The sequence below is a fragment of the Promicromonospora sp. NPDC090134 genome (genome assembly GCF_044746965.1).
GTDB lineage: Bacteria > Actinomycetota > Actinomycetes > Actinomycetales > Cellulomonadaceae > Promicromonospora.
Genome location: NZ_JBIVCZ010000001.1, coordinates 1,285,546 through 1,310,219 on the forward strand (window position 1 = coordinate 1,285,546; position 24,674 = coordinate 1,310,219).

Consider the following 24,674-nt stretch of genomic DNA (forward strand, 5'->3'; position numbering starts at 1 on the left):
CGTGCAGACGCCCTCCGGTCACCCCGTCGAGTCCACTTCCGCCAAGCGCCTGGTGGTGCTCGCCTCGGGCGGCGGGTCCAACCTCGCCGCGCTCCTCGCGGCGCACGACGACGCGGCGTACGGCGCGCGCGTGGTCGGCCTCGTGACGGACCGGCCGACGGCGGGAGCGCTCGACCTGGCGCGGGACGCCGGGGTGGCCTCCGCCGTCGTCGCGCTGAAGGACTTCGACGACCGCGCGGCCTGGAACGACGGCGTGCTCGAGGCCATCTCGGTGTTCCAGCCCGACTACGTGATCCTGGCCGGGTTCATGCGCATCCTGGCGCCGGGCGTCGTGCGCAAGTTCGAGGGCCGGATGATCAACACGCACCCGGCCCTGCTGCCCGCCTTCCCGGGTGCGCACGGCGTGCGCGACGCGCTCGCCCACGGCGTCAAGGTCACCGGCTGCACGGTGCACGTGGTCGACGACGGGGTGGACACCGGCCCGATCCTCGCCCAGACGGCCGTCCCGGTGCTCGACTCCGACGACGAGCCCACCCTGACCGATCGGATCAAGGTCGCCGAGCGCGCGCTCCTGGTCGAGACCGTCGGCCGCCTGGCCCGCGAGGGCCTGCACGTCGCGGGCCGCACGGCCGCGATCGGCCGCTGACATCGGTGCTCCGCCGTCCGCCCGTGCTGTCAGCTCTCCTTTGAGGCCCGGCTTTCTCCGCTTTCCGGCTGTCCAAAGCGAAGAAACCCGGGCCTCAAGGGCGAGCGGCGGACGCCGGTTGTCCACAGCTTGATGATGTTTGATCAGCGTTGATGGTTTTTGCGTGCTCATATTGACTCATGCGACCACTCAAGCCCTTGCCCGTGCAGCTGGAGCTCATCGCCTGCCGGCAGGAGGGTCTGATCTCCGCCGCGCAGCTCGACGGCATCGGCGTCGACGCCTCGTGGCGGTACCGCCTCGTCCGGCAGTGCCGGCTGATCCGCGTCACGCAGGGTGTGTACGACACCGACGTCGTGCCACCCGCCGAGCGGTCACGTCCTGACCTGCTCGACCACCTCCGACGTCGTCCCGCGTGGGTCGGCCTGCTGGCCGCCGGCCCGGGATCGACCGCCGTCGGCCTGTGCGCCCTCGCGCTGTACAAGGTCAAGGGGCTGCCGCGCACCATCCCCTCCGAGGTGGTCACGCCCGACGGGCACTGGCGGCCCGGGCGGGACGGAATCACGTTCCACAAGCGCGGCGACATGGTGACCGGCCGGTTCGCCGGCGACTTCCGGATCGCGAGCGTCACGGACGCCCTCGCCCTCGGCGTCGGGAAGATGCGCCGGGACGACGCCGTGGCCGCGATGGACGACCTGCTGCACACGCGGTCGGTCACGGCGGACGATCTGGCCCGGGCCCACGACCTGGCGCGAGGGCACCGCGACGTCGAGGCGACACATCCCTGGTGGCGCCTTGCGGACGGCCGGTCGGAGTCGCCCCTCGAGTCCGTCGCCCGTCTGGTCTGCCTCGACACGGGGATCCCGCCGGACACCCTGCAGCTCGTGCTCCTGGGGCCGGACGGCGCCCACCTCGGCCGGATCGACCTCGCCTGGCGGCTGCCGGACGGCACCTGGCTGCTCGTCGAGATCGACGGCGTCGAGGTGCACGGCGCGCCGGCCGCGGTGTTCCGGGACCGCACCCGGCAGAACGCGCTGGCCTCCGCGGGCGACTCGCGCCTGCTGCGGTTCACGGCGAAAGACCTCCGGGTCCGCATGCCGGAGGTCCTGACCGCGTTGCTGCGCCAGGCCGGCTGGACGCCGGGTTGCTACGACGACGCCGGTGTCCCGGTAACCCTGGGCGCCCGGTCGCTGTCCCGCCCTCCGCCTCGATGACTGCCCCGGCGAGTCGTCTTCGAGGCCCGGCTTTCTCCGCTTTCAGGCGGTCCGAAGCAAAGAAACCCGGGCCTCAAAGGTGAGTGGGCGACCGCGCTTGACCTCCAGGCGTCGTGAGGCGGACATTTCACCCGGTACCTTGTGCGGCGTGAGCGCTGAGACCCCGACGTCCGAGACCCTGACATCCGCGACATCGGCAGCCGGGCGTGGGTCCGGGTCGTCGCTCGTCGTCGGCGGGCCGACGCCGCCCGGGCCGACGCCGCCCGGGCCGACTCCGCCCGGGCCGACGCCGCCCGGCACGGTCGCCCCCGAGCCGCCTCTCCGGCACAACTCCGCCTACGTGCTGCTCACGACCGGGCGGTTCGCGCAGGCGATCGGCGCCGGCGTCGGCACGTTCGCGATCCCGCTGCTGGCGTTCGAGGTCACGGGGTCCGTGGGCCAGGCGGGCCTGATCAGCGGCATCGGCCAGGCGGGCGCGCTGCTGGCGACGCTGCCGGCGGGCGTCGTCGCGGACCGGGTCAACCGGCGGCTGCTCCTGGTGGTCGCCGCCGCGACGGGCACTGCCCTGTGGGCCACGGTGGTCGCGGCAGGGCTGGCCGGGTCCCTCGGCGCCTGGCACCTGGCGGCGGTGTTGTTCGGCTCCTCGCTGGTCAGCGCGTTCGTGAACCCGGCGTCGGGCGGCGCGCTGCGCGCCGTCGTCCCCGCCGCCCAGATGGCGAACGCGATGGCCGTGAACCAGGGGCGGATGGCGGCGGTCGCGCTGTTCGCCGGACCGGTCGGCGGGTTCCTGTACGGCATGGCGCACGTGCTGCCGTTCGTCGCGTCCGTGGTGGGGCACGTGATCGAGGTGGTGGCTGTCTCGTTCGTGCGCAAGCCGCTCAACGGTGAGCGGACCGAGCGGTCCCACCCGCTCGTCGACCTGCGCGAGGGGCTGCGGTTCGTCGGCGCGGTGCCGCTGTTCCGGGCGGTGCTGGTGCTGATCACGCTGCTGAACCTCACCTCGATCGCCCTTGTGGTGGCCATCAACCTGGAGCTGGTGCGCACCGGGACGGATCCCCGGCTCATCGGCCTGGTGGACGCCTGCGCCGGCATCAGCATGCTCGCGGGCGCGATCGTCGCGGGCCCGATCGTGCGGCGCGTCCGCGTCGGGCGGTTCGGGATCCTCACCATCGGGCTGCTCGCCACCGCGCTGGTCGTCATGGCGCTGGCGCCCACGTACTGGGTGTTCGTCGCGATGCTGGCCGTCGGGGTGTTCCTCTACCCGGCGCTCAACGCGGGCTTCACCGGCTACCTCACGGTGATCATCCCCGACCGCATGATGGGCCGCGCCACCTCGCTGCTCGGGCTGACCGGCCTGATCGCGGCGCCGGCCGCGCCCGTGCTGGGCAGCGCGCTCCTGGAGGGCTGGGGCATCGGCGTCACGTTGTGGGTGATGGTGGGCGCCATGGTCGCGGTGCTCGTGGCGCTCCGCCTCACCCGCCCGCTGATGCGGATCGGCAAGCCCGACACCTGGGCGGCCGACGCGCTGGAGTAGCCCGCCGGCTCACTCCTGAGGGCTCTGCTCGGCCGCGAGGTCACGAGGGCCGACGGCGAAGATGACCTGGTAGTACTTCCGCTCCGTGGCGTCGGGTGCCGCCCGCTTGCGCTCGATGGTCAACTCGGACCAACGGTCGAGGACCGCTTTGACCTCGTCGGCCATCTCGCGTGCCTCCTCGCTGGTGAAGAAGCCGTCGTGGGCCAGGCCGAGCCTGAGGTCCTCCTGTTCCTCGGGAGCCGTGCGGTCCCGGAGGAACATGGCGCGCAGCCATCGGAGGTAGGGGTCGAACAGGGTGCCCGCGTCCGCCAGGCCCGGGTCCACGGTGAACTGCTGGATGACCCGCTTCCAGACCCGGTCCCGCTTGTCGCGGGCGAGCTCCGGCGCTTCCTCGATGAGGCCGGCCTTGGCGAGCACCCGCAGGTGGAAGCTCACCGAGTTCGCTGGTTCGTCCAGCGCCTTGGCCAGGTCGGCGGCGCGCGCATGTTCCTGGACCGCGAGCTCGAGCACGATGCGCTGCCGCAGCGGGTGCGCGATCGCTTTGAGCGTCTCGGGGTCGTTGATGCGGAACACCTCGTCCTGGCTCACCCGGCGAGACTACCAACTACCCGCACGATAAATTGCGCAAGGAGCATTGCGCAATGCCTGTTGCGGGATCTACGGTTCCCACATGACGACCGACGAGGTAGCGGGGCAGGGGCCGGGCGAAGCCCCCGCGACGGACGTGACAACGACGAACAATCTGTGGAAGAACCGGTCCTACCGCCTGCTCCTGACCGGAGCGACGGCGGAGGACGTCGGCGCGGCCGTCGGCGCATTCGCCGTACCGCTGGTCGCCTACGCGGTGACGGGGTCGGTGGTGCAGGCCGGTGTGATCGCGTTCGTCGGCCAGCTCGGGTCGGTGCTCATGACGCTTCCGGCCGGCGTGATCGTGGACCGGGTGGACCGCCGTCGCCTCATCATGGTCGGCGGCACCATCGCGGCGCTCGCCTGGGCCGGCGTCGTGGTCGCCGGCCTGGTGGACGGGCTGACGATCACCGCCCCGCACCTCGCCGCGGCCCTGTTCGTCTCGTCGGCGGTGGGCGCGCTCATGGACCCTGCCGGAACAGCGGCGCTGCACGCCGTGGTGCCCAAGGGCCAGCTCGGCCAGGCCATGTCCGTGGCGCAGGGGCGGGACGCCGCGGCCACGCTGCTCCAGGGGCCGCTCGGCGGGCTCCTCTACGGCATGAGCACCGTGCTGCCGTTCGTCGTCTCGGCGGTGGGCCGGCTGGTCGCCGTGGTTGCCACGTCATTGGTGCGCGAGCCGCTCAACGGCGACCTCGCCGCGGCGCGGGCCGAGCACCCGCTCGCGGCGCTCCGGGAGGGGCTGCGCTACGTGTTCCACGTGCCGTTGCTGCGCACCGCGATCTGGCTGTTCATGCTGGTCAACGTGGTTCTGAACGGCATGATGGTCGCGATCAACCTGCACCTGGTGAGCACCGGGACGCCGCCCCTGCTCGTCGGCCTGGTCAACACGGCGGTCGGCGTGGGGGTCCTGGCGGGCTCGGTCCTGGCAGGCGTCCTCGTCGGGCGGGTGCGCGTGGGCGCACTGACCGCGCTCGCGCTCGGGGTCTCCGGCCTCGCGGTGGTCGCGATGGCCGTGTTCCCGACCTACTGGGGCTTCATCGGGGCGCTGACCGGGATGATGCTCTTCGCCCCGGCGCTCAACGCCGGCCTCATCTCCTACGTCACGGCGATCACGCCCGGCGGCATGCAGGGGCGGATGTCCGCCACGATGGGGCTGACCGGGCTCGTCGCCCTGCCGACTGCGCCGCTCCTGGGCAGCCTGCTGCTGGCGGGCGTCGGGATCGGTACGGCGATGTGGTGCTTCGCCGCGGCGTGGGCGGTGCTCTTCGGGGCGGTGTTCCTGGTGCGTCCGCTGTGGCGCATCGGCCTCCCGGACACGTGGGAGGCCGATGCGATCGAGTGGCCGGCGGCGACGTCGTCGGCCACCTGACCGTCAGACGGCGGACCAGCCGCCGTCCGCCGCGATGATCGCCCCGTTGAGGTTCACCGAGTCGCGCGACAGCAGGAAGGTGATGGTCGCGGCCAGCTCCTCGGCCATGGCGAGGCTGAGGATGTTGACCTGGTGGGGCCGCAGCACCGGCGCGCCGAACTCGGCCTGCCCGGGTACCGGGATGCCCGTGGCGACGCCGCCGGGCGCCACGGCGTTGGTGCGGATGCCGTGCTTCGCGTACATCACGGCGTTGGACTTGGTCAGGCCGACCACCGCGTGCTTGGAGGCGGTGTAGGCGACGCCGGCGGCCGAGCCGCGCAGCCCGGCCTCGGAGGCGACGTTGACGATGCGCCCCTCCTTCGCCGCCAGCATCCCGGGCACGACGGCGCGGGTGAGCCGCATGGTGCCCTCCAGGTTCACGCGCAGCACCCGCTCCCAGAGGGCGTCGCTCACCTCGTGGATCGCCGACATGTCGTCCATGATCCCGGCGACGTTGGCCAGCGCGTCCACGCGGTCGCCCGCGGCGGCCACGATGCGGTCGACGTCGTCCTGGTCGGAGATGTCGCCCGCCACGGGGACGATCTCGGCGCCGGCGGGCAGGCCCGTCAGCGTGGTCGTGAGCTCGTCGAGCTTCTCCTTGGAGATGTCGGCGGCGATCACGCGCCCGCCCTCGCGCGCCACGCGCGAGGCGACGGCCCGGCCGATGCCGGAGGCCGCGCCGGTGACCACGACGGTCTGGCCGGCGAAACGGCCGGGCGTGATCTGCTCGGCCCAGCCGGCGGCGGTCCGGGCGCCTCCGGCGGCCGCCGCGTCGGCCGCGTCAGCCTCCTCCGGCGCCGCCTCCCGGTACGCCGCGATCAGCCCGTCGAGCGCCTCGGCGGGGAACTTGCCGCCGGACATCGCGACGAGCTGTTCGAGCTGCAGGCCGCGGGCGGGGGTCAGCGAGTCCGGGGTCGCCCCGCCCTGCGCGAGGAGGCCGGCGAGGATCTGGCTGCCGACGGGGTGGTCGAGCCACTCGCCGACGGTGGAGTGAACGGTCAGTGCCATGGTCTGCTCTCCTCGAACGGGGTTGGTACCGGACAACACTGTCCGGTATCTAGAATACCGCTATGACCGGCGTACTTCGCGACCCCCGCCCCGGTGCCGTCCCCCGCGCGACGACGCGCCGCGGGGGAACGCCCAACCTCGGCCCGCGCGCCGCGGCGGGCAACCGGGCGGCGCTGCTGGCGGCGGCCCGCGAGGTCTTCGGGTCCGCCGGGACCGGCGCGCCGCTGAGCGCGGTCGCCAAGCGGGCCGGCGTCGGGCAGGGGAGCCTGTACCGGCACTTCCCGGACCGTATGGACCTCGTGGTCGCGGTGTTCGACGAGCAGGTGATCGCCGTGGAGGAGCTCGCCGCGACCCCCGAGGCCGGCCTGGCCGACCTGCTCGGCCTGGTCACCCGGCACGCCGTCGACTCGGTGGGGTTCGTGGACCTGGTGCGCTCGCGGGTGCCCGCGGACGAGCGGGTCGTCGCCCTGGGGGAGCGGGTCGCCGTCGCGCTGGGCACCCGGCTGGCGGGTGCGATCGAGTCGGGTGACGTCCCGGCCGGGACGACGCCGGACGACCTGCTGCTCGCGGTGGCCATGATGGCCGGCGGGCTGTCGCAGGCCGAGGGCGAGGACCGGGAGCGCCGGGCGAGCCGGGCCTGGGAGCTGCTGGGCTTCGAGGTGCGGATCCCGGACGGCGTCTGACCGCGCCGCGCGCGTCCGGTCTCAGCCGCGCCGCCCTGCTGCCTGCTGCCCCCCGATCCAGCCGAACACCGCGGCCGGCCCGATCGTCGAGCCCGGCCCCGGATAGGTGCGCCCCATCACCGACGCGGTCGTGTTGCCCGCCGCGTACAGGCCCGCTATCGCGCTGCCGTCCTCCCGCAGCACGCGCGCGTGCTCGTCGGTGAGCAGCCCGCCCTTGGTGCCGAGGTCGCCGGGCACGATCCGGAGCGCCGAGAACGGGCCGCGTTCGATCGGCGCGAGGTTCGGGTTGGGTTTGACCGTCGGGTCCGAGTAGTAGCGGTCGTACGCGGAGTCGCCCCGGCCGAAGTCGAGGTCCTTCCCGGTGCGGGCGAACCCGTTGAACCGCTGGACGGTGTCGCGGAAGGTGTCGGGGTCGAGCCCGAGCTTGCGGGCCAGCTCCTCGAGGGTGTCGGCGTACACGAGCGTGCCGTTGGCCACGTGCCGCTCGCGGCCGTTCAGGAGCGACGTGTTGAGGTACCGGCGGCGCGCGCGGACGTCCATCACCACCCACGACGGGATGGCGGGCACCTGCTGGTCCCGCTCCAGCATGGCGTGGCCGAAGTCGATGTAGCTCGTGGACTCGTTGACGTACCGGGCGCCGGAGGAGTCCACCACGATCGAGTACGGCATGGACCGCTCGGACAGCACGAACCCGTTCATGCCCGCGCCTCGGGTGTCCACCCCGGCGCCCCACCAGGCGTCGTCCATGAGCGCGAGCGCGCCTCCGGCCCTCGCCCCTGCCTCGATGGCCGTGCCCTGGTCGTCCTGGGAGGCGGCGCTCCAGCCGGGCACACCGTGGTGCTTCTGGCGCCACTCGGTCCGGTGCGCGAACCCGCCGGCGCCGAGCACGACGCCGCCCCGGGCCCGGACGGCGCGCCGGTCCTCCGGGGGCCCGACGACGGCGCCGACCACGGCGCCGTCCTCCACCAGGAGCTCGGCCAGCGGCGTGCCGAGCCGCACCTCGGTGCCCTGCTGCCGCACGATCTCCATCAGGGAACAGGCCAGGGCCGCACCCATCCCGACCTGCCGCTTGCCCGTGACCAGGCCGCCCAGCACCCGGAACACCAGCCGGGCCCCGCGGACGAAGCCGGAGGGCGTGGACCAGGCCCGGTTCAGCTCGTAGAAGTCGTCGTTCAGCACGGCGAGCGGCACGCCGTCCTTGACGCGCGACTGCTCGATCCAGCTCCCGAGCCGCTTCGTGTCGTACGGCCGGGGCTCGATGGACCGGCCGATCTTGCCGCCCGGTCGCTCCGGGTAGTAGTCGGGGTACTTCTTCGCGGCCGACCAGCGCACCCCGTGCCGCTCCAGCGTCGTGACCAGCTCGTCGACGGTGTCGACGAACACCTCCCGGCGGGCGGTCGAGCTCGCCGGGCCGACGTCGCCGATCGCCGCCTTCAGGTACGTCAGCGCCTCCGCGCGGGAGTCGGCGATCCCCGCGCGCCGCATCACCGGGTTGTCCGGCAGCCACAGCCCGCCGCCGCTGCGCATCGTGGTGCCGCCCCAGCGGTCCGCCGACTCCACGACCAGCACCTTCGCCCCGGCGTCCGCCGCGGCGATCGCCGCGCAGAGCCCGGCCGCGCCCGTCCCGGCCACCAGTACGTCGACCACTTCTTCCTGCGTCATCGCTCGTTCCTGCGCCATCGCAGATCCCTCCGGCTCCTACCGGACGACGTTGTCCGGTTGGGGCACAACCTACCCCCGTGCCCCCGGAAGGCCGCAAGACCCACGCGCCGGAACGGCACGGCCCCGCCACCGCTAGACTGCACCTGGCCGTGACTGGCGAGGGTGGGTCACCACCGGGGAGCGGCCGACCGACCCGTGATGCGCGCCGCCCGCCTGGGTGCCAGGGTTTTCCACGAGGCTACTTCCGAGGAGAACCGCCATGTCCGGCGCCCCGTCCACCCCTGACGTCCAGCTCACCGACGACTCGCAGCGCCCCGTGCGGCGCGCGCTGCTGAGCGTCTACGACAAGACCGGCCTGATCGAGCTCGCCACCGCGCTGCACGACGCCGGCGTCGAGCTGGTCTCGACCGGCTCCACCGCGTCGAAGATCGCCGACGCGGGCATCCCCGTCACCCCGGTCGAGGAGCTCACAGGCTTCCCCGAGTGCCTGGAGGGCCGCGTCAAGACGCTGCACCCCCGCGTGCACGCCGGCATCCTGGCCGACACCCGCAAGCAGGACCACCTCGACCAGCTCGCCCAGCTCGAGATCTCGCCGTTCGAGCTCGTCGTCGTCAACCTCTACCCGTTCGCGGCCACGGTCGCGTCCGGCGCCGGGCCGGACGCCGTCGTCGAGCAGATCGACATCGGCGGGCCCTCCATGGTGCGCGCCGCGGCCAAGAACCACCCGTCCGTCGCCGTCGTCGTGGACCCGGCGCGGTACGCCGACGTCGTGACGGCCGTGCAGGCCGGCGGCTTTACCTACGCCCAGCGCAAGGCGCTCGCCGCCGCCGCGTTCGTGCACACCGCGACGTACGACGTCGCCGTGGCGTCCTGGATGGGCTCCGTCGTCGCCCCGACGGACGCCGTGGACGGCGCCGACGGGCCCGTCTCGACCGGCTTCCCCGCCTGGGTCGGCGGCACCTGGGAGCGCGCCGACGTGCTGCGCTACGGCGAGAACCCGCATCAGCGCGCCGCCCTGTACACCCGCGGCGACGGCGTCACGGGCCTGGCCCAGGCCGAGCAGCTGCACGGCAAGGCCATGAGCTACAACAACTACGTCGACGCCGACGCCGCGTGGCGGGCCGCCTGGGACCACGAGGGCCCCGCCGTGGCGATCATCAAGCACGCCAACCCGTGCGGCATCGCCGTCGGTGGCGACATCGCCGAGGCGCACGCCCGGGCACACGCGACCGACCCGGTCAGCGCGTACGGCGGCGTGATCGCGGCCAACCGCACCGTCACGGCCGCCGCCGCCCGGCAGATCGCCCCGGTGTTCACCGAGGTCGTCGTCGCGCCCGGCTTCGAGCCGGAGGCGCTGGAGATCCTCCAGGCCAAGAAGAACATCCGGCTGCTCGTGGTCCCCGAGGCACCGGCCGGCTCCGTCGAGACCCGGCCCATCTCGGGCGGGCTGCTCATGCAGGCCACCGACCGGTTCCAGGCCGACGGCGACGCCCCCGAGAACTGGACCCTGGCGACCGGCGAGGCCGCCTCGCCCGACGTGCTGGCCGACCTCGCGTTCGCCTGGAAGGCCGTGCGTGCCGCCAAGTCGAACGCGATCCTCCTGGCCAAGGACGGCGCGGCCGTGGGCATCGGCATGGGCCAGGTGAACCGCGTGGACTCCTGCCGCCTCTCGGTGGAGCGCGCCAACACCCTGGCCGACGGTGAGTCGGGCCCCGTCGAGCGCGCCCGCGGCGCCGTCGCGGCCTCCGACGCGTTCTTCCCGTTCGCGGACGGCCTCCAGGTGCTGCTCGACGCCGGGGTCACCGCCGTCGTGCAGCCGGGCGGCTCGATCCGCGACGAGGAGGTCGTCAAGGCCGCCGCGGCGGCCGGCGTCACGATGTACCTGACGGGCACCCGCCACTTCGCGCACTGACTAGACGACGGCGTCCTTGAGCTTGACCGCCGGGTCCAGCGCGCGCTCCAGGTCGACCTCCAGCGGCACCCCGCGGTTCATCAGCTTGCGCAGCTGCCCCACCTCGCGCGGGGAGTCGACCAGCAGCATCGCCCGGACGGTCGCCACACGGTGGCCGTCCGGGGTGCGGCGCAGGTGCCGGTCGAGCGCGTTCTCCAGGTACAGGACGCCCCAGCCGCCCGACGCCGCGGGGGTGCCGCGCAGCACCACGTCGTCGAACGGGGACGGCACGCCGAACAGAGCCAGGTCGTGCCCGAGCTGCTGCGAGAAGACGTACGGCGCGTGCGCCGGGATCGGGGCGAGGCCGAGCCGTTCGCGCACGTGCTCGGGCTCCGCGGCGCGCTCGTCGAGCCCGAGCAGGGCGCGCACCGTGACCTCGGGATCGTGCAGGGCGGCCGACCAGTGCCCACCCGGCACCGGCCCGAACACCGGGTGCTCGCGGGTCGCGATGTCGCCCACGGCCCAGATGCGGCGCAGGGCGTCGAGGTGCAGGCGTCCCGCCGGGTCGGTGGGGGAGTGCATGCCCATGAACCGGCCGGCGCGGTTGACCCGGAGCCCGCCGTTCCCCTCCAGCGGCAGGGAGCCCGCGAGCCAGCGCGTCGCGGGGCGTGCTCCCACGGCGGCCAGCACCAGGTCGGCCTCCAGCACCCGGCCGTCGGCGAGCACGACGCTGCCGCCGCCGGGCGCGCCGTCGGGCGGTCCGGGCAGCACCTTCTCGACGGCGACGCCCGTGACCAGGGTCACCCCGGCGTCGTCGTACCAGGGGGCGAGCAGGCCGCCCACCATGCGGCCGAGCTGCCGCTCCAGCGGGACCGGGCCTGCCTCCACGACCGTGACGCGGGCGCCCGCGCCCGCGGCGACGCCCGCCACCTCCGCGCCGATCCATCCCGCCCCGACCACCACGAGCCGCATCCCCGGCACGACGGCGGCGCGCAGCCGCTCGGCGTCCGGGGCCGTGTGCAGGGTCATCGCGGCGTCCCAGCCCGCGGGGCGGACCGGGGCGCTGCCCGTGGCGAGCACCACCACGTCGGCCACGACGTCGTCGCCCGACGCCGTCCGCACCACCACCCGCTCCTGGTCCACCTCGAGACGGGTCGCCGGGTCGGCGAGCCGCAGGTCGTCGGCGAGGGCGGTGAGGTCGATCCCGAGGTCGTCGGAGAGCCAGACCGGCTCCGTGCGCTTGAGCAGCTCCTTGGACAGCGGCGGGCGGTCGTAGGGCGGCAGGCCCTCCGCGCCGAGCACCGTGAGGCGCCCCTCGAAACCGTGCTTCCGCAGCGCGGCGGAGGTCTGCGCACCCGCCAGCCCCGCACCCACGACGACCACGCTGCTGGGGACCTGACCTGAAGGGGACGGCATGGACCTCACGGTAGCTCGCAGGCCGCCAACCTGGGAATGTGCTTTGCGTCAGGTTGCAAGCAGGTCACGGTCCTGCAGAATCGCGACGTTTCGGTTGTACCCTCGTCCCGTGGATCTCAGTGAGATGCGGACTACCCCCGGCGCCACGAGCCTCCTCGAGCCGGGCTCGGTCGGAACCGCTACGCTCGAACGCACCGGACCGGCCGACCTGATGACGGCCACCACGACGACCAGCCAGGAGCTCGACCGCAGTGAGCCAGCCAGCGGCGAGGACTCCGACATGAGTCCGGCCGAGCCGCAGCGGAGCAACCTCGCGATCTGGCTCGTGCTCGCGGGTGTCGGCATCTCCGTGCTGCTCGGGCTGATCGCGGGCGCGCGCGCCGGGGCGATCGGCATCGGGGTGGTCCTCGTGGTCTGCGCGATCTTCCGTGCGGTGCTCGACAGCCCCGTCGGGCTCGTCATCCGGACCCGGACCATCGACATCATCCTGTACGGCGCGACCGCTGTGCTGATCGGCGCCCTCGCCGTCGCGACGCCGAGCATCTGACGCCGAGCATCTGACCGGGCGCCGGACCTGATCCGGCGGCCGGGCCCGGCCTAGCGGCCGGCGCCCTCGAGCGAGCCCGTCACCGGCTGCTCCGACTCCACGACGCAGAGGATGCGGCGGTCGCCCTCGGCCCAGCTCTCCTCCGACGGCGCGATCGGCCAGTAGAGCAGCTCCGACTTGGCCCACCGCAGGCCCACGTACTTGGTGAACTGCGGGTAGCAGTACGCGTCCGCGGCGTCCCACAGCGCCTGCTGCGTGGGGGTCGCGCCGTTCTTGGCGAGGCTGTCGGCCGCCGTCGTCTGCGCGTAGATCTCGCCGCCGTGCGCCGTGGTGCAGGGCACCACCGGGATCCGGTACAGCGTGGTCTGGCCCGACGTCGCCGCTGTGTCGATGCAGTCGCCCACATGCAGGTCCGGGATCTCCGCCCCGGCGGTCGCCTCGGTGTCGGCGTCGGGCGTGGGCGCCTCGCTCGGCTCCAGCCCGCCGCCGGCCTCCGGCGTGGGCAGCGCGTCCGGGTCCTCGGCGTACGGGTCGGCGTACGGGTCCTCGGCGTAGGGGTCGGTCGTGGCGTACGGGTCGTCGGTCGGCGTGAGGGACGGCGTCGGCTCCGTGAGCACGGCGCCGTCGTCGCGCTGCTCGATGCCGAGCGGGCCCGCCAGCGCCGGCGGGACGAAGTCCCGGGCGGCCGAGACGAACCCGGGCGGGAGGGCCGACGCGTAGGTGGGCGCCGCGGCGACGGCGATCCACAGGCTGGCGATCCCGAGCACGCCCACGGTGACCGCGCCCAGGGAGAAGTCGAGGGTGCGCACCGACGACTTCTTCGCGCGGCGCACGTTGCCCGTGCCGTTCGCCTCGGCGGTGCGCATCGACTGCACGAGCGCGGGGATCGCGAGCGGCCAGAAGAACAGGAACGCCGCGACCACCCAGCCGGCACGGGTCGGGTAGGGGAGCTCGTTCGGGTCGGCCTGCTCCCCGGTGCCCTCGGGCTTCTGGTCGTCCGGGCCGTCGTCGTCGGTGCCGTCGTCTTCCGGGCCGTCGGCGTCCCGGCCGGCGTCCGAGCCGTCGTCGTCCGGTCCGTCCACCACCGGGGCTTCGGCCGGCACGGTCTCCGTCGCCTCGCCGGCCCCCGGGTCCGTCACCTCCGGGTCCGTCACCTGCGGTTCCGTCACCTGCGGTTCCGTCCCGTCGGGCTCGGTGGCGGCGCGGGGAGTCTGCGTGGTGTCGGCCATGATGCGCGATCGTAGCGCTGGGAGGTTTCGTGGTGGAAGACGGCGGCCCCGGGCTCCGGATCCCTACGAGCTGCCGACCCGCCCGGTCAGAGCGGTGTCGGACTCGACGAGGCACGCGATCCGCCGGTCCAGCGTGCGCCAGTCCCAGGCATCCGGCGCCATGTACCAGTGGTGCAGCCCCGACCGCTCCACGGGTGTCGCGGTCCGCTCCTCCAGCTCGGCCAGGCAGACCTCGTCGGCGTACTCGGCCATCCATGCGTCACCCGGGTAGTCCGGATAGCTGCCGTCCTCGTTCTGGACCAGCGCCTTGTCGGCCACGTACGTGATGTCGTACAGCTCTCCGCCGTGCGGCTCGTCGCACGGCACGACGGCGACGGTCCGCACCACGTCGGTCAGGTCGTCGGTGAGGTAGCAGTCGCCCTCGTGGAGCTCCCACACGCTCGTCCCGGCCGCCGGGCCGGAGCCGGGTTGGTCGTCGGCGGCGTAGCTCGTCGCCGACTCCGTCCGGTCGTCCTGCGCCGCGGCCCAGAAGCCGAGCGCGAAGAGCCCGGCCGTCGTCGCGACCAGCGCCGCGCAGGTGACCACGATCGTGAACACGAGGGCTGCGATCCCGATCCGGCGTGCCTTCGTTCCCTCGGCGGCGGCCTGCTCGCGGTCGCCGGCGGCCAGAGCCGCCGTGGCCCGCTGGGTGTGCGGGTAGGCCGCGACACCGAACGGCCACCAGGTCAGCAGCGCCACGAAGGCCCAGCCCGAACCGGTGGACGGCTCGGGTGCGGGCCGGGGCGCCACCTGATGGGGTGCCGGCCCCGGCTGGTAGGGGGCGGGCAGGTAAGGGTCAGGGCGGAGCGCGAGGGGCGCGTACGGGTCAGGAACGTCGCTCATGAGTTGACCTTCGGCTCGAAGACCTGCGGGTGCGCCGAGAACTCACCCTCCACGGGGTACAGCGCCTCGATGAAGCACACGCTCGTGCGGTCGCCCGCCGCCCAGTCCTGCCGGGTGGGCTGGAAGGTCCACACGGGGGAGCTCTCCACGGCCGGTCTCCCCGAGTAGGACTCGTACCGGGACCAGCAGTCGTACCAGACGTCGTCCTCGAGGGCCTTGGTGCCGGGGAACTCGGTGTGGTGGTGCTCGGTGACCCCGATCACCTGTCCGTCGTGCAGCCGGCTGCAGGGGATGACGTCGATCCCCGCCCAGGGCGAGTCCCAGTCAGGTGCCATGAAGCAGTCGCCGGTCTGCAGGTCGAGCGGGTCGAGCGAGATCGGCTCCCGCTCCGGCGCGGCGGCCGTGCGGTAGGACTCGACGACCGGTGGGGCCTCCGCCGTCCGGATGCCGGCCTGGTCGAGCAGGCCCGGCCCGTACTGCAGGCCGAGCACGACGAGGGTCGCGTCGACCGCGAGGGCGAGTGCCGTCCAGACCGAGCCGACCAGCACGCCGGTCCGGGCGCGGCTGCGTGCGGCCTCCCCCTCCCTGGCGGCGGTCACGACGTCTCCGGCGCCGACGGCGCGTGCCGCCCGGTTGGCTGCGAGCACGGCGGCGACGGCGAGCGGCCAGAAGAGGATCGCGCAGGCGGTGATCCAGCCACGGTGCAGCGGCACCTGCGGGACGGGTGAGGGGACTGTCACGACAGATCTCTATCAGGTGATTCGTCCTCGTCCTGCTGGTGTGACCGTTTCGTAAGCCGACTTCACCCTCGGGATCGCCGCGGTCCACACCGTCGCTCGCCGGTACGACGCCGGGGCCGCACCTCCCGTACGGAAGGTGCGGCCCCGGCGTCGTGCGGGTGCGGCGAGCGGTCAGGCCTTGTCGTCGGCCTTCTTCTCCGGCGTGGCGGCGGGCTCGGCCTCGGCGGTCTTCTCCGGGGACTCGTCCGTGGACTCGGCCACGGGGGCGGACTGCGCCGTGACGGGCTCGGCCGGCTCGTCGTCCTCGTCGTCCTCCTCGTCGAGCTCGAGCTCCTCGGGCTCGACCGAGGCGAACGCGCGGTAGAAGAGCGCGGCGAGGGCGGCACCGACCAGCGGGGCGAGCCAGAACAGCCAGAGCTGGCGGCCGGAGCCGTCGCCGCCCCAGTTGTTCGCGAAGAGTGCGGCGGCCGTCGAGCGGGCCGGGTTCATGCCGGTGTTGGTGACGAACCACGAGACCAGGGTCAGCGCGGCGATGGCGCTGCCCACGGCGACGGGGGCGTAGCCGATCTTGCTGCGGCGGTCGTGCACGCCGAGGTACACGCCGACGAGGATCGCCGAGATGATGACCTCGACGAGCAGCGCCGGGAGCCAGTCGAACTGCGCCTGGCCCTGGGTCTGCAGGTAGAGCGGGGAGTGCTGCGAGAAGCCGTTGACGGCCGAGTCGAACGCGTCGGAGGTGTTCTCCTTGCCGAGCAGCGCGAGCAGCGGCTGCGGCACGGTCGCGAACAGCACGGCGGCCGCCAGGATCGCACCCACGAGCTGGGCGCCCCAGTAGCTGAACATGTTGCTGACCGAGATGCGGCCGCTGAGCCAGGCGCCCAGCGAGATCGCCGGGTTGAAGTGCGCACCGGAGACGCGGCCGACGGCTGCGGCACCCGCGATGTAGGCGAAGCCTCCACCGAGCGCCACGCCGAGCCCGCCGACCGTGTTCAGCGGGCTGTAGACGAGCACACCCACGATCACGAGCGTCAGCAGGAACGTGCCGAAGGTCTCGGCGAGCAGGCGGGAGAGCAGGCTGGGCGACCGCTCCTCGACCTCGGTGACGCCGCTGGTCGCGGCGAGGTCCTGGGACATGAAGTCAGATCCTTTCGGTGGCACACCATTCGGTGCGCGTCATGGCGGCGTGCAGTGCGATGTCGCGCACATCCTGCCATTACCCGCCTGAACAAATCCTGAATACGCGCGGGCATTTTCTTCACCGTACCCGCGCTCGGTACCAGGCGGGACACGGATCGTGCCAGGGGCTGGGCGAGGCGGGGCGGTCGATGCAAGAGTGGGGTCATGACTGAACCCGTGAATGTCACCGTCACCGGAGCCGCTGGCCAGATCGGGTATGCGCTCCTCTTCCGCATAGCCGCGGGCGAGATGCTCGGCGCGGACACGCCAGTACGGCTCCGACTCCTCGAGATCCCGCAGGCCGTCGCGGCCGCGGAGGGCACCGCCATGGAGCTCGACGACTGCGCCTTCCCGAACCTGGCCGGCGTCGAGATCTTCGACGACCCGGTCAAGGCCTTCGACGGCGTCAACGTCGCCCTCCTCGTCGGTGCCCGCCCCCGCGGCGCGGGCATGGAGCGCGCCGACCTGCTGGAGGCCAACGGCGGGATCTTCGGCCCCCAGGGCCGGGCGATCAACGACGGCGCCGCGGACGACGTCCGGGTGCTCGTGGTCGGCAACCCCGCCAACACCAACGCCCTCATCGCGGCGTCGAACGCCCCCGACGTGCCGGCGACGCGGTTCACCGCGATGACCCGGCTCGACCACAACCGGGCGCTCTCGCAGGTCGCGGCCAAGACCGGGACCCCCGTCAGCGAGATCCGCAGGCTCACCATCTGGGGCAACCACTCCGCGTCGCAGTACCCGGACCTGTTCCGTGCCGAGGTCGGCGGCCGGCCCGGCGCCGACGTCGCGGCCGACACCGCCTGGCTCACCGACGACTTCATCCCGACGGTCGCCAAGCGCGGCGCCGCGATCATCCAGGCGCGCGGGGCCTCCTCGGCGGCGTCGGCGGCCAACGCGGCGATCGCGCACGTGCGCGACTGGACGCACGGCACCCCCGAGGGCGACTGGACCTCGGCGGGCCTGTGGTCCTCCGGCGAGTACGGCGTGCCGGAGGGGCTCGTCTCCTCGTTCCCGGTCACGTCCGACGGCACGGGCGAGTGGAAGATCGTCGAGGGGCTGGAGATCGACGAGTTCTCGCGCGGCCGGATCGACGCGAGCGTCGCCGAGCTCGTGGAGGAGCGCGACGCCGTCCGTACCCTGGGCCTGATCTGATCCGCCCGCGCCGACGTGTCAGACGCTCAGGTCTCTCGGGTGACCTGAGCGTCTGACACGTCGGGCGTGAGGTGCGTCTCGTGATTCCGGGGAGGCGGGGCCTCTCAGGTATCTTGATATCGAGAGATCGGCACATTCCAACATCCCGGGGAGTCAGCCACACCCATGTCCAAGATCATCTATACCCACACGGACGAGGCCCCGCTTCTGGCGACGTACTCGTTCCTGCCGATCGTCTCGGCGTACGCGGCCAAGGCCGGTGTGGACGTCGAGACCCGCGACATCTCGCTCGCCGGCCGGATCATCGCCCAGTTCCCGGAGCGGCTCACGGAGGAGCAGCGCCAGGCGGACGCGCTCGCCGAGCTGGGCGAGCTGGCGAACGACCCGGCGGCCAACATCATCAAGCTGCCGAACATCTCGGCGTCGGTGCCGCAGCTCAAGGCGGCCGTCGCCGAGCTGCAGGCCCTCGGCTACGACCTGCCGGACTTCCCGGAGAGCGTCGAGACCGACGAGCAGAAGGACGCGCGCGAGCGCTACGGCCGCGTCATGGGTTCCGCCGTGAACCCGGTGCTGCGCCAGGGCAACTCGGACCGCCGCGCCCCCGCCTCGGTCAAGAACTACGCGAAGGCGCACCCCCACCGCATGGGCGCGTGGTCGGCCGACTCCAAGACCAACGTCGCGACCATGGGCCAAGACGACTTCTTCTCCAACGAGAAGTCCGTGATCGTCGAGGCCGACGACACGCTGCGCATCGAGCACGTCGCCGCCGACGGCACCGTGACCGTGCTGAAGGAGTCGCTGCCGGTGCTGGCCGGGGAGGTCGTCGACGGCACGTTCCTCGACGCCGCCGCGCTGGACGCCTTCCTCGCCGAGTCGATCGAGCGGGCCAAGGCCGAGGGCGTCCTCTTCTCGGTGCACCTCAAGGCCACGATGATGAAGGTCTCCGACCCGATCATCTTCGGCCACGTGGTCCGCGCGTTCTTCAAGCCGGTCTTCGAGAAGTACGGCCAGGACCTCGCCGCCGCCGGCCTGTCGGCGAACGACGGCCTGGGCGGCATCTTCGCCGGCCTGGCCGCGCTGCCGAACGGCGCCGAGATCCGCGCCGCGTTCGACGCCGCGCTGGCCGACGGCCCGAAGATGGCCATGGTGAACTCCGACAAGGGCATCACCAACCTGCACGTCCCGTCCGACGTCATCGTCGACGCCTCGATGCCCGCCATGATCCGCATCGGCGGCCACATGTGGGGCCCGGACGGCGAGGAGGCCGACACCCTCGCGGTGATCCCCGACTCCTCGTACGCCGGGATCTACCAGACCGTCATCGACGACTGCCGCGTCAACGGCGCCCTGGACCCGGCCACGATGGGCTCCGTGCCCAACGTCGGTCTCATGGCGAAGGCGGCCGAGGAGTACGGCTCGCACGACAAGACGTTCGAGATCGGAGGCGACGGCACCGTCCGCGTCGTCGACGGCTCCGGCGCCGTGCTCATCGAGCACGCCGTCCACGCCGGTGACATCTGGCGCGCCTGCCAGACCAAGGACGCGTCGATCCGCGACTGGATCAAGCTGGCCGTCACACGGGCCCGCCTGTCGGAGACGCCCGCCGTCTTCTGGCTGAACTCGCGCCGCGCGCACGACGCCAACCTGATCCGCAAGATCGAGCAGTACCTGCCGGAGCACGACGCCGAGGGCCTCGAGATCCACGTCATGGACCCGGCGGAGGCCACGGCGTTCTCGCTCGCGCGCATCCGCGAGGGCCTGGACACCATCTCGGTGACCGGCAACGTGCTGCGCGACTACAACACCGACCTGTTCCCGATCCTCGAGGTCGGCACGTCGGCCAAGATGCTCTCGATCGTGCCGCTGATGAACGGTGGCGGCCTGTTCGAGACGGGCGCCGGCGGCTCCGCGCCGAAGCACGTGCAGCAGCTCGTCGAGGAGGACTACCTGCGCTGGGACTCGCTCGGTGAGTTCTTCGCGCTCGCCGCGTCCTTCGAGCACCTCGCGGTGACCGAGGGCAACGCCCGGGCCCAGGTCCTGGCCGACACCCTCGACCGCGCCACCGGCACGTTCCTCAACGAGGACCGCTCCCCGGGCCGCCGCCTGGGCACGATCGACAACCGGGGCTCGCACTTCTACCTGGCCCTGTACTGGGCACAGGAGCTGGCCGGGCAGTCGGACGACGCCGAGCTGGCCGCCACGTTCAAGCCGCTCGCAGAGGCGCTGGCCACGGGTGAGCAGGCCATCGTGGAGGAGCTCGTCGCGGTCCAGGGCAAGCCTGTAGACATCGGCGGGTACTACCGTCCGGACGACGCCAAGGCGTCCGCGGTGATGCGCCCGAGCGCCACCTTCAACGAGGCGCTCGCGTCCCTCTGACGCTCCCTGAGGGTTGGAGGGCTGTGATGAGGGGGTGGGTGGGAGTCCGGACTCGGACTTCCACCCGCCCCCTGCTCGCACGCCCGACGAGGATCACGCTCGCCGTGGGAACGGTCGGGCTGGTGGTCTGCCTCGCCGCCGCATGCTCGGCCAATGCCGTGGAGGTCCGGCGCGCAGGCGGGCCGGACTCGAACGGGGTCATGTCGAGCGCGATGGCTGACATGAAGCGTGGTGAGCCGATGTTCGTGGGGCTCATGAGCATCTGCGTGGCCGGGGCGGACGACGGGACGGTCACCGAGGTGCGGGCCATCGACGCCGCCGAGGTGACGGTGACCTCGTTCACCGTGGTCCCGGGTGCGGCGGACGATGCGGCGGACCGTGGTTCGCTGACACGATCCGGATACGACGTGTCTCATCATGTGGTGAGCAGCCAGTGCGGCAGTGCCGGGCTCGACGGCGTGTCGACGCTCCTCGTGGAGCTGGAACGTGAGGTCGACCAGAGCCGCACGCTCGAGGGATTCGACGTGGACTGGGTAGCGGGCGGCGGAAGCGGAACGTTCTCCTACCTGTACCAGGTCTCCATCTGTGCGCCGAAGGACGACGCCTGCACCGCGTTGCAGTAGCCGGCACATCGATCGGCCCGTGTGCACGGTTGCCGGCCCGGTGAGCCTCCGGGACCGCTCCACCGTGACCTTGGTCGCTCCTGTGGAAAAAGAGGCGGGGAGTGTCGGTGTCTCGACGTAGCCTCGGGAAACGATGATCGACGCACCGCGCACCCCTGAGACCACGCCACTTCCTGAGGCGTCGCCTCGCCCTGCGCCGACGCCGACCGACCCGGCCCGCCGGCTCGACTGGCGGCGGCTGCGCGGTCCCGCCGCGGTCGTCGCGCTGCTGGCGCTCACCGCGGGTGCTGTCGGCCTGGCGCTGGGCACTGTCGCGGCCGGCCGGCTGGCCGCCGACGCGACCGTCGTCGGGCTGGTGCTGCTCGCCGTGTGCGTCGTCGGTGGTGCCGTGTTCGACGGCATCGGCCAGGTGACCTGGGCGAGCGTCGTGGACCGCGCCGAGGGCAAGCTCCGCAGCGACCTGCTCAGCGCGGCCCTGCGGCAGCCGCTCGCCACGCTCTCGGAGCAGGCGGTCGGCGAGGTGCTCGACCGGGTCGACGACGACACGCACGCCGTCGGCACCCTCGTGCGCCGCCAGCTGTGGGGCGCCGGCCGCACGGTGGTCGGCGTCGTGCCCATGTGGATCATCGCCGGCATCACCTGGTGGCCGGCCTGGCTGCTGTTCCCGGTGCTGGGCGGCATCGTCGCCCTGCTCACCCGGCCTCTGCTCGGCGAGATCGCGCGCCGCAAGGTGATCGAGGAGGCCGCCTGGACGGACCACGCCGCCGCCTTCGAGGAGGCGGTCGCCGCGCGGAACGACCTGCGCACCAGCCTCGGGCAGGCGTTCGCCGTGCGCCGCGTCGCGCAGCTCTCGGCGATCGTGCACCGGAAGTTCCATGAGGTGGTGCGCGTCGAGGAGCGCCTGCTGCGGCGGGCCGGCCTGGTGATGTACGCGCTGCTCGCCGGAACCGCGGTGACCTGTGCGGTCGTGGCCGCCGGGGGCGGCCTGTCGGTGCAGCAGCTCGTCACGCTGTTCCTGGTCACCGCGATGTTCGTGGGGCAGATGGACAACCTGGTGCACCACCTGCCGGACATCCAGGAGGGCCTCGGCGCGGTGCTGCGCATCCGGCAGATGCTGGAGGTCGAGCCCGAGCCTGAGGGCGGCGACGACCTTCCCGAGGGTCCGCTCGGTCTTGAGCTGCGGGACCTGACCTTCGCCTACGACGAGGGCACCTTTGCTCTGAGCGGCGTGGACCTGCTGGTCCCCGCCGGCGAGACCGTCGCCCTCGTGGGCCGTACCGGCTCCGGCAAGTCGACGCTGGCCGCGCTGCTGTCGCGCGCCGTCGAGCCGGAGCGGGGGTCGGTGTTCCTCGGCGGCGCCGACGTGCGCGACCTGGACCTGCAGAAGCTGCGCGGCGCCGTGGGTGTGGTCACCCAGCGCACCGAGATCATCGCCGGCACGCTCGCGGAGAACATCGCGCTGTTCGCCGACGTGCCGCGTGCCGACATCGAGGCCGCGGTCCGCGAGCTCGGCCTGACCGACTGGACGGCCGGCCTGCCCGACGGCCTCGACACGCTCCTGGGCCCCGGCGGCACCACGCTGTCGGCGGGGGAGGAGCAGCTTGTCGCGTTCGCGCGGCTGCTCGTGCGGCACGTGCAGCTCGTCGTGCTCGACGAGGCGACCGCGCGGATGGACCCGCTCACGGAGGCGCGCGTCGTCGCCGCGTCCGACCGGTTGCTCAGCGGGCGTACCGGTGTGCTCATCGCGCACCGGCTCGGCACGATCGAGCGCGCCGGCCTGGTGGCGGTCCTCGACCGCGGCCGCGTCGTGCAGCAGGGCCCCCGGGCGCGGCTCGCCCGCACGCCCGGACCGTTCCGCTCGCTGCTGGAGGCGGGCGCTAGTGACGGCTCGCTGGAGGACTCGGCGGCCGAGCCCACGCCGGCCGTCGCCGAGGTGCGCGCCCAGACGGTCACGGCGTCCGCGGACGGCGAGGCCGACACGGCCGCACCCGACGCCGAGGCCACCGCGCGCGACGCGGGTGCCGGCACCAGCGGCGTGGCCGGGCCCGACGCGGCCACGCCCGACGCCGTCGGCGGCCGCCGACGGGCGGGCACCCCGCCCGACCTGACCCCGCCCGGGGACGGCCCGAGCCTCGCGCGCGGCGTGCTGCACGCGCTGTTCGTCCGCCCGAAGTGGGGCGTGTTCGGCGCGGTCCTGTTCCTCCTGGCGAGCCTCGTCGCGGCGCAGGGCGCGGTCAGCGGGTTCCTGTGGGGCCGCACGGTCGAGGTCGTCGGTACCGGCGAGCTGCCTGTCGGCCTGCTGGTCGCGCTCGCCGCGCTGCTGCTCCTGCAGCCGCTGTTCATCTCCCGCGCGCTGGGCGTCTACCCGCGCTGGTGGGTCGAGGTGCTGCTGCGCATCCGGATGTCGGTCATGCACGGGCAGACCCGGCAGTACCGGCTGCCCGCCACGCCGCCCGGCGAGGTGGTGGCCCGGTCCATGGACGCCGACCGCTTCGTGCGGTACGCCGACCGCTGGGTCGACTTCGTCAACGGCCTCGCGATCGTGGCGGTCACGGCGTTGATCAGCGGCACCTGGACCGCCGGTGCCGTACTGCTCGCGGTCATGGTGGTCTCCGCGGCGGCCTCGGCCATCGGCCGGCCCATCGCGGGCCGCTCCGCGGCCGGCTCCTCGGCGGCGCGTGCGCGGTTCGGCCGTGCCCTGGTGTCGGCGCTCGACTCGGCGCGCACGGTGAAGCTCGCCGCCCGCACGCCCGACGTGCGCCGCCACCTCGGCGATGTCGACTCCGGCCGCGTGAAGGCCGCGATCTTCGAGCACCGGGTGCAGGCGGTGCTCGACTCGGTGCCGCTCGTGACCCTGTACGCGGGCGTCGTCGTCGCGTGGTCGTTCCTGCTCACGGGCAGGTGGGACCTGGCCACGACGCTGCTCGTCGCGAACGCCGTGACCGGCTTCGCGTGGTTCGGGGTCGTGGCGGGCGCCGTGGTCACCGAGGCGCCCGGTACCCGCGCCTGGCAGGTCGCGACCGCCCGGTTCGCCGGCGGCACCGACCTGGTCTCGCGCCAGCCGGGAGTGGACCTGGTGGGAGGCATCGCGCCCGCCCCGGAGCCGGCCCCGCGGGAGCCGCTCGACCTCCTGGAGCTGCGCGATCTGACCGCGGTGCACGACGACGGCACGATCGGCGTCTCCGACGTCGACCTCGAGATCCGCCGGGGCGAGCTGGTGCTGCTGCTCGGGCAGGTCGGGTCGGGCAAGTCGTCCCTGTTGTCCGCGCTGGCCGGGCTCATGGAGCACACCGGCCACGTCCGGTGGAACGGCACCGAGGTGACCGACGCCCAGGCGTTCCTGCGCCCCGGCCAGGTGGCGCACGTGGCCCAGGTGCCGCGGGTGCTGTCCGGCTCGTTCTCCGACAACGTGCAGCTCGACCACGCACGTGACATCGACGGCCCCGTCCAGGGCGCACGCCTCGAGCAGGACATGCGGGACGCCGGCGGCCCGCACGCCCTGGTGGGCCACCGCGGTGTGCGTCTCTCCGGCGGCCAGGTGCAGCGGCTCGCGCTCGCGCGGGCGCTCGCGGCGGACACCGAGCTCCTGCTGGCGGACGACGTCTCCAGCGCACTGGACGCCTCGACCGAGATCGAGCTGTGGGCTGCTCTGCGGGAGCGGGGCACCACCGTGGTCGGCGCGACGTCGAAGCGTGCGGCGCTCGCCCGCGCCGACCGCGTGGTGGTGCTCGTCGACGGCGCCGTGGCCGACGTCGGCCCGTGGTCGGGTCTGGCTCCGCGCTGGAGCCACCTGGCGGGCTGATCGGGGGGCGGGCAGACTCGTTGCCGAGGTGGCGATGAGTCCGCCCGCCCGCCGTCGT

General features: G+C 73.2%; 19 protein-coding genes. 11 read left to right on the forward strand and 8 right to left on the reverse strand.

Going from position 1 to position 24,674, the window contains the following annotated elements; translation table 11 throughout:
* Nucleotide 1: 1 nt before the first annotated feature.
* The 3 genes from purN to ACIPN7_RS05670 all read left to right on the forward strand — a co-directional run bounded on the left by purN (nt 2) and on the right by ACIPN7_RS05670 (nt 3,391).
* Nucleotides 2–646: a phosphoribosylglycinamide formyltransferase gene (gene purN / locus ACIPN7_RS05660; RefSeq protein ID WP_400538846.1), complete on the forward strand. Its 645-nt coding sequence runs from the start codon at nt 2–4 to the stop codon at nt 644–646.
* Nucleotides 647–825: 179 nt separating this feature from the next.
* Nucleotides 826–1,857, forward strand: a complete 1,032-nt coding sequence (locus tag ACIPN7_RS05665; RefSeq protein ID WP_400538848.1) for a hypothetical protein — start codon at nt 826–828, stop codon at nt 1,855–1,857.
* A gap of 148 nt (nt 1,858–2,005) precedes the next feature.
* On the forward strand, nt 2,006–3,391 hold the full coding sequence (locus ACIPN7_RS05670) for an MFS transporter (protein WP_400538850.1): 1,386 nt from the start codon (nt 2,006–2,008) through the stop codon (nt 3,389–3,391).
* A gap of 9 nt (nt 3,392–3,400) precedes the next feature.
* Here the strand turns inward: ACIPN7_RS05670 and ACIPN7_RS05675 are convergent, their stop codons facing one another.
* Nucleotides 3,401–3,979 carry an ArsR/SmtB family transcription factor gene (locus ACIPN7_RS05675; protein WP_400538852.1) on the reverse strand — a complete coding sequence of 193 codons (579 nt, stop codon included), beginning with the start codon at nt 3,977–3,979 and terminating at the stop codon, nt 3,401–3,403.
* Between the two features lie 82 nt (nt 3,980–4,061).
* On the opposite strand from ACIPN7_RS05675, the gene ACIPN7_RS05680 reads away from it, so the two are divergent.
* Entirely contained in the window at nt 4,062–5,387 is a 1,326-nt protein-coding gene (locus tag ACIPN7_RS05680) for an MFS transporter (RefSeq protein ID WP_400538853.1), read from the forward strand.
* 3 nt (nt 5,388–5,390) lie between these two features.
* Here the strand turns inward: ACIPN7_RS05680 and ACIPN7_RS05685 are convergent, their stop codons facing one another.
* Nucleotides 5,391–6,434, reverse strand: a complete 1,044-nt coding sequence (locus ACIPN7_RS05685) for an SDR family NAD(P)-dependent oxidoreductase (RefSeq protein WP_400538855.1) — start codon at nt 6,432–6,434, stop codon at nt 5,391–5,393.
* A gap of 62 nt (nt 6,435–6,496) precedes the next feature.
* On the opposite strand from ACIPN7_RS05685, the gene ACIPN7_RS05690 reads away from it, so the two are divergent.
* The gene (locus tag ACIPN7_RS05690; protein ID WP_400538857.1) at nt 6,497–7,117 is read left to right on the forward strand and encodes a TetR/AcrR family transcriptional regulator; all 621 of its coding nucleotides are present in this window, start codon (nt 6,497–6,499) and stop codon (nt 7,115–7,117) included.
* Nucleotides 7,118–7,138: 21 nt separating this feature from the next.
* Here ACIPN7_RS05690 and ACIPN7_RS05695 read toward each other — a convergent pair whose 3' ends face one another.
* Nucleotides 7,139–8,779 carry an FAD-dependent oxidoreductase gene (locus tag ACIPN7_RS05695; RefSeq protein WP_400538859.1) on the reverse strand — a complete coding sequence of 547 codons (1,641 nt, stop codon included), beginning with the start codon at nt 8,777–8,779 and terminating at the stop codon, nt 7,139–7,141.
* A gap of 259 nt (nt 8,780–9,038) precedes the next feature.
* On the opposite strand from ACIPN7_RS05695, the gene purH reads away from it, so the two are divergent.
* Complete coding sequence (gene purH / locus ACIPN7_RS05700; protein WP_400538861.1) at nt 9,039–10,691, forward strand: bifunctional phosphoribosylaminoimidazolecarboxamide formyltransferase/IMP cyclohydrolase; 1,653 nt, start codon at nt 9,039–9,041, stop codon at nt 10,689–10,691.
* Here purH and ACIPN7_RS05705 read toward each other — a convergent pair whose 3' ends face one another.
* Nucleotides 10,692–12,086: an NAD(P)/FAD-dependent oxidoreductase gene (locus tag ACIPN7_RS05705; RefSeq protein ID WP_400538863.1), complete on the reverse strand. Its 1,395-nt coding sequence runs from the start codon at nt 12,084–12,086 to the stop codon at nt 10,692–10,694.
* Nucleotides 12,087–12,195: 109 nt separating this feature from the next.
* On the opposite strand from ACIPN7_RS05705, the gene ACIPN7_RS05710 reads away from it, so the two are divergent.
* Entirely contained in the window at nt 12,196–12,633 is a 438-nt protein-coding gene (locus ACIPN7_RS05710; protein ID WP_400538865.1) for a DUF3017 domain-containing protein, read from the forward strand.
* A gap of 50 nt (nt 12,634–12,683) precedes the next feature.
* Here ACIPN7_RS05710 and ACIPN7_RS05715 read toward each other — a convergent pair whose 3' ends face one another.
* The 4 genes from ACIPN7_RS05715 to ACIPN7_RS05730 form a co-directional block, all read right to left on the reverse strand.
* Nucleotides 12,684–13,862: a septum formation family protein gene (locus tag ACIPN7_RS05715; RefSeq protein WP_400538867.1), complete on the reverse strand. Its 1,179-nt coding sequence runs from the start codon at nt 13,860–13,862 to the stop codon at nt 12,684–12,686.
* A gap of 63 nt (nt 13,863–13,925) precedes the next feature.
* Nucleotides 13,926–14,744 carry a CD225/dispanin family protein gene (locus ACIPN7_RS05720; protein ID WP_400538869.1) on the reverse strand — a complete coding sequence of 273 codons (819 nt, stop codon included), beginning with the start codon at nt 14,742–14,744 and terminating at the stop codon, nt 13,926–13,928.
* Nucleotides 14,741–15,484 (reverse strand): septum formation family protein, encoded by a 744-nt coding sequence (locus ACIPN7_RS05725; RefSeq protein ID WP_400538871.1) that lies wholly within the window; start codon nt 15,482–15,484, stop codon nt 14,741–14,743. The genes ACIPN7_RS05720 and ACIPN7_RS05725 overlap by 4 nt, the downstream gene beginning before the upstream one ends.
* Nucleotides 15,485–15,655: 171 nt before the next feature.
* Nucleotides 15,656–16,618 carry an MIP/aquaporin family protein gene (locus tag ACIPN7_RS05730; RefSeq protein WP_400538873.1) on the reverse strand — a complete coding sequence of 321 codons (963 nt, stop codon included), beginning with the start codon at nt 16,616–16,618 and terminating at the stop codon, nt 15,656–15,658.
* Nucleotides 16,619–16,825: 207 nt separating this feature from the next.
* Between ACIPN7_RS05730 and ACIPN7_RS05735 the strand changes: the two genes are divergently transcribed.
* The 4 genes from ACIPN7_RS05735 (at nt 16,826) to ACIPN7_RS05750 (ending at nt 24,616) form a co-directional block, all read left to right on the forward strand.
* Entirely contained in the window at nt 16,826–17,815 is a 990-nt protein-coding gene (locus ACIPN7_RS05735; protein ID WP_400538875.1) for a malate dehydrogenase, read from the forward strand.
* Between the two features lie 165 nt (nt 17,816–17,980).
* The gene (locus ACIPN7_RS05740; RefSeq protein WP_400538877.1) at nt 17,981–20,191 is read left to right on the forward strand and encodes an NADP-dependent isocitrate dehydrogenase; all 2,211 of its coding nucleotides are present in this window, start codon (nt 17,981–17,983) and stop codon (nt 20,189–20,191) included.
* Between the two features lie 104 nt (nt 20,192–20,295).
* The gene (locus ACIPN7_RS05745) at nt 20,296–20,814 is read left to right on the forward strand and encodes a hypothetical protein (protein ID WP_400538879.1); all 519 of its coding nucleotides are present in this window, start codon (nt 20,296–20,298) and stop codon (nt 20,812–20,814) included.
* A gap of 133 nt (nt 20,815–20,947) precedes the next feature.
* A complete protein-coding gene (locus ACIPN7_RS05750) occupies nt 20,948–24,616 on the forward strand; it encodes an ATP-binding cassette domain-containing protein (RefSeq protein WP_400538881.1) in 3,669 nt (1,222 codons plus the stop codon).
* Nucleotides 24,617–24,674: the final 58 nt, after the last annotated feature.

Coding starts and splice junctions, on each gene's coding strand:
- ACIPN7_RS05665 (WP_400538848.1), top strand. CDS start 826: ATGCGACCACTCAAGCCCTTGCCCGTGCAGCTGGAGCTCATCGCCTGC.
- ACIPN7_RS05680 (WP_400538853.1), top strand. CDS start 4,062: ATGACGACCGACGAGGTAGCGGGGCAGGGGCCGGGCGAAGCCCCCGCG.
- ACIPN7_RS05685 (WP_400538855.1), bottom strand. CDS start 6,434: ATGGCACTGACCGTTCACTCCACCGTCGGCGAGTGGCTCGACCACCCC.
- ACIPN7_RS05690 (WP_400538857.1), top strand. CDS start 6,497: ATGACCGGCGTACTTCGCGACCCCCGCCCCGGTGCCGTCCCCCGCGCG.
- ACIPN7_RS05695 (WP_400538859.1), bottom strand. CDS start 8,779: ATGACGCAGGAAGAAGTGGTCGACGTACTGGTGGCCGGGACGGGCGCG.
- purH (WP_400538861.1), top strand. CDS start 9,039: ATGTCCGGCGCCCCGTCCACCCCTGACGTCCAGCTCACCGACGACTCG.
- ACIPN7_RS05705 (WP_400538863.1), bottom strand. CDS start 12,086: ATGCCGTCCCCTTCAGGTCAGGTCCCCAGCAGCGTGGTCGTCGTGGGT.
- ACIPN7_RS05715 (WP_400538867.1), bottom strand. CDS start 13,862: ATGGCCGACACCACGCAGACTCCCCGCGCCGCCACCGAGCCCGACGGG.
- ACIPN7_RS05720 (WP_400538869.1), bottom strand. CDS start 14,744: ATGAGCGACGTTCCTGACCCGTACGCGCCCCTCGCGCTCCGCCCTGAC.
- ACIPN7_RS05730 (WP_400538873.1), bottom strand. CDS start 16,618: ATGTCCCAGGACCTCGCCGCGACCAGCGGCGTCACCGAGGTCGAGGAG.
- ACIPN7_RS05735 (WP_400538875.1), top strand. CDS start 16,826: ATGACTGAACCCGTGAATGTCACCGTCACCGGAGCCGCTGGCCAGATC.
- ACIPN7_RS05740 (WP_400538877.1), top strand. CDS start 17,981: ATGTCCAAGATCATCTATACCCACACGGACGAGGCCCCGCTTCTGGCG.
- ACIPN7_RS05750 (WP_400538881.1), top strand. CDS start 20,948: ATGATCGACGCACCGCGCACCCCTGAGACCACGCCACTTCCTGAGGCG.